This is a genomic window from Amorphus sp. 3PC139-8, assembly GCF_040750475.1.
Taxonomy (GTDB): domain Bacteria; phylum Pseudomonadota; class Alphaproteobacteria; order Rhizobiales; family Amorphaceae; genus Amorphus.
Map to the genome: position 1 here is coordinate 24,299 of NZ_JABJVY010000038.1, position 12,555 is coordinate 36,853.

Sequence of the window (12,555 nt, forward strand, 5' to 3'; positions counted from 1 at the left end):
ATGCTGACGCTTTCGATCCTCATCCCCATCGCCGGTGCGCTGGTCCTGGCTATCTCGCCGAAACTCGCCGAGGCGCAGGCCCGCTTTGCGGCGATCATCGTCTCCGCCGTCCCGCTGCTGCTGCTGGTCATTGTCTGGATCGGGTTCGATACGAGCCCGAGCGCACCCGCGTTTCAGTCGGTTGCAGAGGCGCCCTGGATTCCCACGCTCGGGGTCGCCTGGCGGGTTGGTGTCGACGGCATCGCGCTCGCCCTGTCGTTGATGACGGCGCTCCTCTTCATCGCAGCCGTCACCTGGCCCGCGGATACGATGGGGCGGACACGCCAATACTACGCCTGGTTCCTGTTCCTCGAAGGGGTGTCGCTCGGCCTTTTCCTGACGCTGGATCTCCTGATCTTCTACGTCTTCTTCGACTTGAGCCTCGTCGGTATGTACTTCCTGATCGGTCGCTGGGGCCACGGCGACGCCAAGGCGGCGGCGCTGAAATTCTTCGTCTACACGCTCGCCGGTTCGCTCGCGATCCTGCTCGCCATCATCGCGCTGGCGCTGTCGCACGATCCCCTGACTTTCGACATGCGCACGCTGATCGCCGACCAGCCGCTTTCAGCCGGGGCGGGCGCAAGTCTGGTGCTTCTCGGCTTCCTCCTGGGCTTCGCGATCAAGACACCACTCGTGCCCTTCCACACCTGGCTGCCGCCGGCCCATGTCGACGCACCGGGACCTGCCTCGGCGATCCTGGCGGGCGTACTATTGAAGATGGGGACCTACGGGATCGTGCGGATTCCGATGTCGATGATGTCGGAAACCTTCGCCCGCTGGGCACTGCCGATCGGCATCCTTGCTCTGGTCTCGATCCTGTGGGGCGCTCTCGTCGCCTTCGCGCAGAAGAACCTGAAACGCCGGATTGCCTACACCTCAGTCAATCACATGGGCTACACGGTGCTCGGCATCGCCGCAGCCGGCGCGTTCACGGCCAAAGGCAGCACCGCAGCACGCGACCTGGCGCTGACGGGCGCCGTGACCGAGATGGTCGCCCACGGCCTCATCACCGGCTCGCTTTTCCTGATCGCCGGTGCCTTCTGGCAGCGCGCGCAATCCTACGATCTCGACAACTATGGCGGCTTGGCTCGGATCGCGCCGAAGCTGACCGCAGCCACCGTCCTTGCCACCTTTGCGAGCTTCGGCCTGCCGGCGCTTGCGGGCTTCGTCGCCGAATTCCAAATCTTCACCGGCACCTTCGCCGTCTATCCGTGGCTGGCCGCACTCGGCCTGCTCGGGATCCTGATCACGGCGGCGTTGTTCCTGGTCATGGTGCAAAGCCTGTTCTTCGGTGATCTGCCGCCTCAGCGCGCCCATTTCCCGGACCTGCGCGGACCGGAAATATGGGTTGTCTCGGTGCTCCTCTTTCTGGTCGTACTGATCGGCATCTGGCCCGCGTGGCTCCTGGACCTGATCGGAGCCGGCACCCGCGCCTTAATCGAAGGCGGATGAGATGCCCCTCGGCGACATCCTTCCGGAAATCGCAGTCCTGTTGACCGCCGTTGCGGTGCTGCTGGCGGCGACCTTCCTGCCACGCGACCGGCAGGCATGGTGCGCCTGGCTGGCGCTCGTCGGCATCGCCGTCTCCCTCCTACTCTGCACCATGCAGGTTGGCTCAAGTAGGCTCACATTCTCCGGCGTATGGGCGCTCGACGGAGCGAGCACCTGGGCTCGACTGATGATCCTTGCCACGACCGCCGTCGCTCTCGGCCTTTCGCCCGACTGGGTGAAGACCGACCGGCGCCATGGCGAGTTTTACGCCGTGCTTTTGTTCTCCTGTCTCGGCGCAATGGCGCTCGCCGGGGCCTCAGACCTGATGCAAGTTGTGATGGGCGCGCTTCTGTCCTCCGTCACCGGCTATACGCTCGCCGCCTATCACCGCGACTGGGGCACCTCGGTCGAGGCCGGGATGAAATATTTCCTCGTCGGCGCGCTGGCCAACACGGTCATGGTCACCGGTGTCGTCTTGATGCTGGGGATGGCGGGCACAACCGACTTCGCCAAGATGGAAACCGCCTTGGGCGCAGGCGCGAGCGCGCCGCTCCTGATGCTTGGCTTCGGCCTCGTCGTGGTGGGCCTCGCCTTCAAGCTCGGCGCCGTGCCCGCCCATGCCTGGATGCCCGACGTGGCCGAGGCCGCACCGGTGCCGGCGGCCGCCTTCCTCACGGTCGCACCGAAAATCGGCGCGGCGATCGCACTTGCGCGCCTTGTCGACCTGTTCCCAACGGACGCCTTCGCCATTCGACCGGTGATCGCCGTCCTCTCGGTGCTGACGATGACCCTCGGCAACCTTGCCGCCCTCTGGCAGGATGATGTCCGTCGGCTGATCGGCTGGTCCTCTGTCTCGCAATCGGGCTACGCGCTGATGGCGGTCACGGTCGTGGGTCTGACCGAACAAGCCATCCCGGCGCTCCTGTTCTTTCTGCTCGGATATGCGGCGGCGAACCTGGCCGCTTTCGCTGTCGTCGGCCATTTGCGCGGGCGTACCGACCGGCGCGATTATGCCGGCCTCGCCGCAACGCGCCCGGTGGCAGCCACCATCCTGGTCCTGAGTTTTCTCTCGCTCGTCGGTATCCCGCCGCTCGCCGGCTTCGTCGGCAAGCTCGAACTCTTCGTGGCCACGATCGAGGGCGGTTATGCCTGGCTCGCCATCGTGGCGATCGCGAACACCGTCGCCTCGCTCTTCTACTATCTCAGAGTGATCGGTCCCCTCTCCTTCGGGAAGGCAGAGGGCTCGCAGCCTCAGATCCTCGGCAGGTGGTCCTCCGCCTGCATGACGATCGGCGGAGCTTCGATCGTCGTTCTCGGCCTTGCCGCAGGCACCCTTCTCGCGCTGTTTCAGACAGCATCTTTGCTACCCGTGACCGCGTCCTAGACTCCTTATTTGCCGCGTTTCCGCACAGCGAACGAGGCGAACCAGGCCCGCCTCTCGCTCGATCGCGCGACACGAGTGAGACGAGACACTCTCAAATAGGCTGTTGACCTTCCCGTTGGTGGAAGCTGCATTCGTATCGTTGGATAACTCTTCCAACATCGGTGACGAGGCCCCAGCCTCTTCTGGGGCCGACGCTCACCTCCGGAACATGTACATGACAGATCTGACCCGTCGCGGTTTTACGTCTCTCCTGGCCGGCGGACTGACCGCCGCCGTCCTGCCCAAGCCCGTGTTCGCCGCGACGAGCGTGGATCTGGCGGCCCGGCCGGGCAAGGCGCGGCTCGTTCCCGACGGATATCCGGAAACGGCGATCTGGGGGTTCGATGGACAGGTCCCGGGGCCGATCATCCGGGTGCGCCAGGGCGAGCCGGTCTCCCGCCGCTTCCTCAACCGGCTCTCTCAGCCGTCTACGGTACATTGGCATGGCGTGCGCATCGACAACGCGATGGACGGCGTGCCGGATCTGACTCAAAGCCCAGTCGCGGCGGGTGACGCATTCCACTATGACTTCCGAGTTCCCGATGCCGGGACCTACTGGTACCACCCCCACACGCGCAGCTATGAGCAAATGGCCCGTGGCCTCTACGGTGCGTTGATCGTGGAAGAGCCGCAAGGCGCGCCGGAGGTCGACCGCGACGAGGTTCTCCTGATCGACGACTGGCGGCTCACCGAAACCGCGCAGATCGCCGACGGTTTCGACAACATCCACGACTGGGCCCACGCCGGCCGGATCGGCAACTGGATCACGGTGAACGGCGACGGACGCTGGCGCACGACCGTCTCCCGCAATACCCGGCTGCGTCTCAGGCTCGTGAACGTGGCGAACGCGCGGATCTTCGCGCTCGCGACGCGGGGGCTCGAAGGCTGGGTCGTCGCGCTCGACGGCATGCCGCTCGATGCCCCGCAACCGCTCGACAGCCTCGTTCTGGCGCCCGCTCAGCGCGCCGATCTGATCGTCGACGTGACGGCGGAAGACGGCAAAGAGGCCGCCCTCGTCAGCCGGGACAGGGACGGCGCCTTCAAGATCGCGACTTTTGCCGTCGACGGCGAGGCGAGAGCAGAGCGACTGGCTACTCCTAAGGCGCTGCCCGCCAACCCCGTGGCGGCGTTCGGTGCGCTGTCGTCGGCACGAAAGGCCGACCTCCTGATGGAGGGCGGAGCCATGGGCGGCATGCGTGGCGCCATGATGGGCGGGCGGATGATGGGCATCCAGCAAATGGCGCAGGCCGGCAAGATCTGGGCGTTCAATGGCATGGCCGACTTGCCCCGCGAGCCGCTCATTGCGGCCGATCGCGGCGAGACGATCCGGATTGCGATCACCAACGACACGGCCTGGCCTCACGCCATGCACCTGCATGGCCATCACTTCCGCCAGGTGATGTCGGGCGGATCACTCGGGCCGCTGCGCGATACCCTGCTTATGGAGCGCGGCGACAAGGCGGAAATCGCCTTCGTGGCGGACAACCCGGGCGACTGGCTGCTCCATTGCCACATGCTGGAGCACGCAGCCGGCGGTATGATGACCTGGATCCGGGTTGCCTGACTCAGTCTGCGATCCGGCAACCGGGAGCGGTCGAAGAAGACGAAGGCTCTCGCGCTCGATGCCGAGACCGTGATCGTCGTCCACCCCTGGCAATCTTGACAGTTTGTCACCGCAGTCGCAGAGCAGCGCCATGATCCGTCGAATGGCAACCTGCCTGGTCCTTCTCCTGGCGCTCCTTCTCGGAGGCGGCGGGACCGCATCGTTCGCCAGTGCGCACGCCTCGACAGGACCTGACGTCACCTCGACGTTCGGAGATCTGCCGACGTCTCGGATCAGACCGCACCAGACCCTCGCATCCCTCGGCAAGACCTGCGACCGGACCGTCTGCTCAACCGTTACGCAGCGCAACAGACACTGTCTCGGCTCAAGCGTTCCCTGTTCCGGATTGGCAATCGCCACCCTCGTCCACTCGTCCCGCTCTCTGAGCGGTAGCGAAGAGGTTCCGGTGTACGCCGTGGATTCCACGCGGCCTGGAACATCGGGACGGGTCGATGTCCCTCCGCCGCGCTGAGTTCCTGAGGGCGCGTCCGCGCGCACATCTCAGACCAGCGCAAAGGAGAGACAATCATGACATCGTGCACACAGCGCGCCATCGGCGCAGCTTACGCATTCGTTCGTAGCCCATCGAGCGACTTTACCGCCCCGGTTCGGGTGGTGCGCGCATGAAGATCAGCAGACGAACCCTGCTCGTCGGCGGCGGGGCAGCCCTTCTCGGCGGGTGCACCACGACCGCAACGCCGGACCCGCAGACGACGCGCGAACCGCCGATCCCCGCCTACTACAAGACAATCTACGGGCCGCTTCCGAACGAACGTTTCCCGATCCCGGCCGTCGATCTAAGCCAAGTCGACCCCAAATTCTGGCGACGCGAAGTCGACGACCCGACCGGCGAACGACCGGGCACCATCGTGGTCGATACCGCAAGCAACTATCTCTACTGGACCATGGAGAACGGACGAGCCATGCGCTACGGCGTCGGTCTCGGCCGCCAAGGGTTCGGGTGGAACGGTGAGGCCCGTATCCCCTTCAAGCGGGAGTGGCCGACGTGGACCCCGCCTGCGGAAATGATCGAACGGGATCCGGAACTTGAGAAATATCGCGGCGGAATGGAGCCGGGCCTCGGCAATCCGCTGGGCGCCCGCGCTCTCTACCTGTTCGAGGGCAAGGTCGATACGCTCTACCGGCTACATGGGACGCAAGAAGCCTATTCGATCGGTCGCGCGGTCTCGTCCGGCTGTGTCCGCTTGCTGAACCAGGACATCATCGATCTCTACAACCGCGTACCGAACGGAACCCGTGTCATCGTGCGGCCACCCAATGCCCCCATTGTCGCATAGGCTCGTTCCCGCGTTTCATTGTACGTGAGAATGCGGCCCAAGTCTTGGTTTTGGCGCGTTTCCGACCGGCGAGGCGATTTTCCTCTTCTCCTGGAAACGCTCTGGGGCGGCCCATACCGGAGCTGGCGGAGCGGAAACAATACCCGTGCCGCCGTCCGTGCCCTTTGACAGGCCGAGCGCCAAAACCATGCCACTTTTTAGATTAGTGTTATCTAAAATTCGCTTTCACCCCGGCGAGGTCGTCCCGATGAGCTACTATTTCGCGAAGACGCTCGACGCAGACAATTTCGATGCGGCGGTGGCAGAAGTGATCGCTGCGCTGAAAGCAGAAGGGTTCGGCGTGCTGACCGACATCGATGTCCGCAGTACGATGAAGGAGAAGCTGGGGGCGGATTTTCGAAACTACCGCATCCTCGGCGCCTGCAACCCTCCGCTCGCCCACGAAGCGCTTCAGGCGGAAGACAAAATCGGCACGATGCTTCCGTGCAATGTCATCGTACAGGAAACGGGAGACCACCAGGTCGAGGTCGCCGCCATCGATCCGGTAGCCTCGATGCAGGCCGTTGGCAACGACAAGCTAGACGACATCGCACAGACGGTGCGGCAGAAGCTGCATGCGGTTGTGGATCGCCTCTAATGGCTTTCTCGCCATCACGCCTGCGCGGATCGCGGTCAAAAACCGGTAGATGCTCGTCGGCACAAGGTGACGGGCCAACGCGGCTCCGGCAAGGCCCGCGTCTGCAGCGTGAATGCGCGCGACCGGTCCTTCGGCGTTTTGTGGCCGTGCTCGGCCTGATCTTTTTGACGGCGATGCTCACTGGCCCCTTCGAGGCAGAGGCTTCGGCGACGATCGTGGTCTGCCAGCCGCTCGCGCCAGCAAGCGAGACGCATGCGAATGCCGATTGCCATCCCCGCAGCAGACTTCGCTGCTGCTGTCCGGGGCATGTGGGCCACGCCGGCTGCGCTCTGTTTCTGCCGACCGACCTATCCCTCCAGCTCGACAATCCGGACGGTCGTTGTCGCGCACTGCAATCCGCCGTCGTCTGGAGCGACAGGATTCCCGTTCCGGAGGCCCCGCCCCCGCGAACGCTCTGAGAGATCGGCGACGTCGGCCAGAACCGGCGTCGATTTCCCGCTTTGGAAATTCGAATTGAATCTCAGACAGGAAACGTGACGACATGAAACTTTCGACACTCACGCTCACCGTCGCGGCGCTTGCGGCCAGCTTCTCCTTCGCCCATGCCCAGCAGGGATCCATGATGAACCGTCAGGGGATGGGCATGATGCAGGGTCAGTCCAGCGGTGACGACGCCCGACCCGGCGACGGCCAATCCTACCGCTATGGGCCACACGGCAGGATGCCATGGGCTGGCCGCGGCATGGGGCCATGGATGATGAACGACGATTACGATGGGCCGAACATGATGCGGCACCGCTGGGGCCCTCAAATGATGGGCCCGGGCATGATGATGGGTGGCGGCATGACGCGGCCCACCATGATGATCATCATGCTGGACACCAACGGCGACGGTAAGCTCTCGCTTGAGGAATTTCAGGCCGTCCATACGAGAATGTTCAACTATCTCGACAAAAACGGCGATGGCCAACTTGAGATGGACGAGATCGGTCCACGTCGGCTCCAAGACGACGACGAATAGATCTGTCGTTTAGAGCGTTTCCGGGCCAAGCGAAACCTGGTTGGCCGCTCGGAAATGCGTTGAAACGAGAACTTGGACCCGCTCCGTGACTCCGACAAAAGCGGAGTGGGTCTAGACATGCGATGAGACGGACGGACACGTCCGCTTCGTCGGTTCGACGATCCGGTGAGGGCGAAGGAGCCCGACAATGTACGACATGATGGGCGAGAACGGCGGCTGGATGTGGGGTGGATCGATGTGGGGCGGTGGCCTCGTGTGGATCTTGATCCTCATCCTGCTCGTTCTGGCAATCGCAGCCCTGGTCAAATATCTGAAGAACTGAGGCCATACCAAACCACAGAGCTGGGCGGCGGCAACACCGTCGCCCAGCTTCGCCGCGGGTCGACTGTGTTGCCGAAGTCATTCTGATCTGAAACCGTCTGTCGGATCGTCAATCCGCAACAGATTTTCCGTTTCCGACAACACTTCAGGTCTGAGCGTCGGCACCAGCATCTGTTCGACATAGGCGCGGAACAGCCGTTGATCGGGCTGTCGAAGACGCAAGGGGCGGTGAGCCCGTCGCAGCGCAACGCCGCGAGGAACGTCATGGTACGCCAGTGGCCGTGCGGGGCAAACGCCCGCAAGCGCTCGCCCTTCGCCGCCCCGCCATAGCGCGGCGCCATGTTGGTCTTGATCCAGGTCTCGTCGAGGAACACCAGGCGCTGCGGGTCGAGATGGGGTTGCCAGATCTTCCAGCGCTCACGCCGGCGGGCAATGTCCCTTCGGGCCTGCTCCAGGGCGAACATGGTGTTTTTTGAAGCTGAGGCCCTCGCGCCTGAGGAACTGCCAGACGGCGTGATGCGAGACCGTCACGCCGTGATCGGCCAGAAGCGCCTGCAGCCGGCGCACACTCAGATGCGGAGTGGTTGCGATCGCCTGCAGAATGAGATCCCGGTGGCCGTCCAGAACGAACCTGCGGCGCGCGCCCATGCGGGACGGGGCAAGCGAGCCGGTCGTTCGGTAGCGCCGGTGCCACTTGACCACCGACGACACCGCGACATCGAAGCGCTTGGCAACCGAGCGTACCGGCTCGCACGCAAGCACCGCGGCCACGACCCGTTCGCGAAGATCATTGGAATAGGGTTTGGTCATGCATGCCGGCCTCCGCCCAGTATGCAGTTTGAATCAGATCCATCCCCCCAAAGGAATCCCCTCTCCGATTCAAAATCCACACGACATGCTCTAGGAAGTGTCCCCATAAACGGGTTCATCGAAGTGGCGTGATCTGATTCAATCTCCTGGAAAGGGGATTGCCATGCGCCGCCACGAACTGACGGATCAGGAATGGGCGGTTATAGAGCCCTTGCTGCCACGCAACAGCCGCGGTGTCGCCCGCGTCGACGATCGTCGGGTGATCAACGGAATCCTGTGGCGGTTTCGCACCGGCTCGTCCTGGCGCGATGTTCCCGAGCGCTACGGTCCACGCACGACGCTCTACAATCGCTTCTCTCGTTGGCGGGCCGCCGGCGTGTGGGATCGCCTTCTGGCCGCAGTTTCCGAGGCTTACGACGGCGACATCGTGATGATCGACTCTTCTTGCGTCCGCGTCCACCAGCATGGTGCCGGCGCTAAAAAAGGGGGCCTGCCGATCCTGGCATGGGACATTCCCGTGGCGGCCTGACCACCAAAATCCATGCCCTCGTCGATGCCGAAGGCCGTCCGGTGCGTCTTGAACTGACCGCTGGACAAGCGGGCGATGCGCCGATGGCGACCAAGCTGCTCGACGCTGTTGCGCCCGGCACCACCGTCATCGCCGACAAAGCCTACGACACCGATGGCATCCGCTCCTTCGTCGCCAGCCGCAATGCCTGGGCAAACATCCCGCCGCGGTCAATCCGCAAGGGCACCTTCGCGTTCAGCCGCTAGGTCTACCGTCAGCGCAATCTCGTCGAACGCTTCTTCAATCGCATCAAGCAGATGCGAGGACTTGCAACGCGTTACGACCGGCGCGCCGATAACTTCCTCGCAGCCCTCAAACTCGCCGCCATCCGCATCTGGATCAACGCTTAATGAGTCCGCCTCCTAGGACAGCTTTCGACACAAAATCGACCATCCGGCTATCCCCTTGAAATAAAACAGTCCGGCGAGAAGAAAGTGGGAACTGGCGCAACGCCCAATTCGCGAGTTGACGGACACCGCTTGAAAACCAATGCCGACATGTGTGGAGGAACCAGAATGCAGCCACTGGCCGGTAGCGTACAGGCCGGTTTCCGGGCAACTGCCCGGGAGCCGACGGGTGAATAACTTTCAGATCAACCCGCTCACCACTTTGTCAGCTGGTTGTCCGACCTGTGCCTGGGCAGCGTCCCGGCTCCGCCCCCCGGTCAATTTCGCTGGGTGTCGTCATCAGCCCAGCTTTCCAAGGGGCGGAGATCCCGGCAGACTATCGCTGCCCAGAGCGCGCACATGATGATATTTGGCGACTCGCAAAGGTAATGACGATGACGCCGAATACCGATTCCAACGCCACATCCCCGATCGCCGCCATCCATCCGGCGCTTGCCTCCGCCCTCGCGGCGAAAGGCTACAGCGAGCTGACCCCGGTTCAAATGGCGATGACGAATGAAGATCACGGTGACGCCGATCTGTTGGTCTCGGCGCAGACGGGCTCGGGAAAGACCGTTGCCTTCGGCATCGCGGTCGCGCCAACGCTGCTTGGAAGCGACGAGCGTTTCGACGCCGCCGGCGCGCCGCTCGGTCTGGTCATCGCGCCGACGCGCGAACTTGCCATTCAGGTCCAAAGGGAACTCGAATGGCTCTACGCGGCAGCTGAGGTCAGGATCGCGACCTGCGTGGGCGGCATGGACATGCGCAACGAACGCCGTGCACTCGCCCGTGGCGCCCATCTCGTCGTCGGCACTCCCGGACGCCTGCGCGATCACATCACGCGGGGAGCGCTGGACCTGAGCGCCGTTCGTGTGGTGGTTCTCGACGAAGCCGACGAGATGCTGGATCTCGGGTTTCGCGACGATCTGGAATTCATCCTCGGCGCCGCGCCGCGGGAGCGCCGCACGCTCTTGTTTTCGGCGACCGTGCGGCGCGGCATCGCGGAGCTCGCCAGGACCGTGCAGAAGAACGCGGTGCGCATCGAGACGACCGCGTCCACCGAGCAGCATGCCGACATCGAATACCAGTTGATGCTGGTGCGGCGCGACGAGCGCGAACACGCAATCATCAATACGCTGCTCGATTCCGACAGCTCAAGCGCGCTGGTGTTCTGCCACACACGTGAAGCGGTTCGCCATCTCACGGCGCGTCTTGCAAATCGCGGCTTCGCAGTGGTGTCACTTTCGGGTGAGATGGCGCAATCGGAGCGGTCGAATGCGCTGCAATCCATGCGCGACGGGCGCTCGCGTGTCTGCGTGGCGACCGATGTCGCAGCGCGCGGCATCGACCTTCCGAACCTCGACCTCGTGGTCCACGCCGACGTGCCGAGCAAGCCGGAAACCTTGCTGCATCGGTCCGGCCGGACCGGCCGTGCCGGTCGAAAGGGCGTCTGCGTGCTCATCGTTCCGGAAAATAGGCGTGGCGCGGTTCAGCGCGTGCTTGCATTGGCGAAGCTGACGGCGACCGTCCGTGCGGCGCCCGGCATTGCCGATATCGAGGCGCGCACCCGCCGGCGGATCATCGATGCCGCCGCCTCTGCCGCCGAACCCGACGAAGCGGAGGCGGAATTCGTCGCCGAATTGCTGGACCGGGTGGGGCCGCAGCGCATCGCGGCGGCGTTCGTTCGCCAGCAATTGGCAGCCCACCCCGTTCCCGAGGACCTCCTGCCGCTTCCCGCCGAAGCGCTCAAGAACAAGACGTCCGCTCGCGACCGCAGGTCCGCAGACAAATCCGCGTCGGTTCGCGAGCCGCGAGGCCCGGACATGCAGGACGGCGTCTGGTTCACCATCTCGCTCGGACGCAAGCATCGCGCCGATCCGAAATTCCTGCTGCCGATGATCTGCAACGCCGGCGGGGTGACGAAACGCGATGTCGGCGCGATTAGGATCGACGACACCGAAACCCGTTTCGAAATCTCCGCCGACAAGGCCGCCGGCTTTGCGGAAAAGCTCAAGCAGCCCGGCAGCCTCGAGCGCGGCATCAAGATCGCGCCGGCCGGCGAGACCAGCGCAAAGCCGAGACAAGCGAAACCAAAATTCAAGCAGGGCGGCAAGCCAGGCCACAAACACCAGGCCGCCTCGGCCGATCGCGGCAAACCGTCGAAACCGAAGGGCCGCAAACCGAAGCGCCCAACCTGATCGGGGCGATTTACGCCTTGGGCCGCCTGACTCCCTGCTTTCGGGAGCGACTCCCGGCCGATGGACCGACCGACTTGGGCGCATCGCAGCCATTCATATGAACGAAGTCGAGATAGGCACCCGGAACACAGACGAGAGGGTCGTTAAAGGTATCCATCGGGTCTTTACGCAAGCGCTACGGCGCGTCGCGCGATCGCGCATCGTTCCACTCGGGACGAAAAGATTGTTTCCTCAACAGCATAGGATCAAACACTTAGAGAAAGGTTTGGTCGTAGTAAACGAGCGGCCTTCCAGGGCTACCGAGATCGATCGTCGTTGGTCGCGCGATGAAAATCGTGTGGCTGTGGTGGGCCAGACGCACCTCTACCGCGCATTCAAACCACGCCAAAGCCGTACCGAGGACCGGCATGCCGCCCGGCCCGACCTGCCAATTGCCGGTCAGGAAGCGCTCGTCGCGCCGTTGGCTGGACGAGAACTGTGCGGCGATCTCCTCGTCGCCTTCGCCTAAAATGTTGACGCAGAACATGCCTGCGCGGTCGATCGCATCATGGGCGGAGGTCGCATGATTGGTGCAGACGAGTAGGCTGGCCGGATCGGCGCTCACCGAGATGACGGACGTTGCAACGAGGCCCGAGCGCCTGTCATCCACCATCGTCGTCACCAGCGCGATGCCGGAGGCTAGATGTGGAGTTTCGATAGGTTGTTCATTCGGGCCTGACCGAGGAGATTGGAGTTACCACGCTTCAACCGCCCTCGGAGA

General features: G+C 63.8%; 9 protein-coding genes and 2 pseudogenes. 9 read left to right on the top strand and 2 right to left on the bottom strand.

Annotated features, from left to right (window positions below):
• From HNS03_RS23605 to HNS03_RS23635, 7 genes are all read left to right on the top strand, one after another.
• Complete coding sequence (locus tag HNS03_RS23605) at positions 1-1,491, top strand: NuoM family protein (protein WP_367198502.1); 1,491 nt, start codon at positions 1-3, stop codon at positions 1,489-1,491.
• Position 1,492: 1 nt separating this feature from the next.
• The gene (locus tag HNS03_RS23610; RefSeq protein ID WP_367198503.1) at positions 1,493-2,914 is read left to right on the top strand and encodes an NADH-quinone oxidoreductase subunit N; all 1,422 of its coding nucleotides are present in this window, start codon (positions 1,493-1,495) and stop codon (positions 2,912-2,914) included.
• 214 nt (positions 2,915-3,128) lie between these two features.
• A complete protein-coding gene (locus tag HNS03_RS23615) occupies positions 3,129-4,517 on the top strand; it encodes a multicopper oxidase family protein (RefSeq protein ID WP_367198504.1) in 1,389 nt (462 codons plus the stop codon).
• Between the two features lie 662 nt (positions 4,518-5,179).
• Entirely contained in the window at positions 5,180-5,854 is a 675-nt protein-coding gene (locus HNS03_RS23620; RefSeq protein WP_367198505.1) for a L,D-transpeptidase, read from the top strand.
• Between the two features lie 247 nt (positions 5,855-6,101).
• Positions 6,102-6,491: a DUF302 domain-containing protein gene (locus HNS03_RS23625; protein WP_367198506.1), complete on the top strand. Its 390-nt coding sequence runs from the start codon at positions 6,102-6,104 to the stop codon at positions 6,489-6,491.
• A gap of 541 nt (positions 6,492-7,032) precedes the next feature.
• Positions 7,033-7,512, top strand: a complete 480-nt coding sequence (locus HNS03_RS23630; RefSeq protein ID WP_367198507.1) for a hypothetical protein — start codon at positions 7,033-7,035, stop codon at positions 7,510-7,512.
• Between the two features lie 187 nt (positions 7,513-7,699).
• Positions 7,700-7,834: a hypothetical protein gene (locus HNS03_RS23635; RefSeq protein WP_367198511.1), complete on the top strand. Its 135-nt coding sequence runs from the start codon at positions 7,700-7,702 to the stop codon at positions 7,832-7,834.
• Between the two features lie 146 nt (positions 7,835-7,980).
• On the opposite strand, the pseudogene HNS03_RS23640 reads toward HNS03_RS23635, so the two are convergent.
• Positions 7,981-8,643: pseudogene (locus HNS03_RS23640) on the bottom strand (IS630 family transposase); the annotation flags it as partial.
• Between the two features lie 157 nt (positions 8,644-8,800).
• Between HNS03_RS23640 and HNS03_RS23645 the strand changes: the two are divergent.
• Positions 8,801-9,561, top strand: a pseudogene (locus HNS03_RS23645) (IS5 family transposase).
• Between the two features lie 431 nt (positions 9,562-9,992).
• Entirely contained in the window at positions 9,993-11,795 is a 1,803-nt protein-coding gene (locus HNS03_RS23650; RefSeq protein ID WP_367198508.1) for a DEAD/DEAH box helicase, read from the top strand.
• A 253-nt stretch (positions 11,796-12,048) separates the two neighbouring features.
• On the opposite strand, the gene HNS03_RS23655 is transcribed toward HNS03_RS23650, so the two are convergent.
• The gene (locus HNS03_RS23655; protein ID WP_367198510.1) at positions 12,049-12,492 is read right to left on the bottom strand and encodes a flavin reductase family protein; all 444 of its coding nucleotides are present in this window, start codon (positions 12,490-12,492) and stop codon (positions 12,049-12,051) included.
• Between the last annotated feature and the right edge of the window lie 63 nt (positions 12,493-12,555).

Bases quoted from the DNA above. Each gene is read 5' to 3' on its own strand.
- HNS03_RS23650 (WP_367198508.1), top strand. From the start codon at position 9,993: ATGACGCCGAATACCGATTCCAACGCCACATCCCCGATCGCCGCCATC.
- HNS03_RS23635 (WP_367198511.1), top strand. From the start codon at position 7,700: ATGTACGACATGATGGGCGAGAACGGCGGCTGGATGTGGGGTGGATCG.
- HNS03_RS23605 (WP_367198502.1), top strand. From the start codon at position 1: ATGCTGACGCTTTCGATCCTCATCCCCATCGCCGGTGCGCTGGTCCTG.
- HNS03_RS23625 (WP_367198506.1), top strand. From the start codon at position 6,102: ATGAGCTACTATTTCGCGAAGACGCTCGACGCAGACAATTTCGATGCG.
- HNS03_RS23630 (WP_367198507.1), top strand. From the start codon at position 7,033: ATGAAACTTTCGACACTCACGCTCACCGTCGCGGCGCTTGCGGCCAGC.
- HNS03_RS23615 (WP_367198504.1), top strand. From the start codon at position 3,129: ATGACAGATCTGACCCGTCGCGGTTTTACGTCTCTCCTGGCCGGCGGA.
- HNS03_RS23620 (WP_367198505.1), top strand. From the start codon at position 5,180: ATGAAGATCAGCAGACGAACCCTGCTCGTCGGCGGCGGGGCAGCCCTT.
- HNS03_RS23610 (WP_367198503.1), top strand. From the start codon at position 1,493: ATGCCCCTCGGCGACATCCTTCCGGAAATCGCAGTCCTGTTGACCGCC.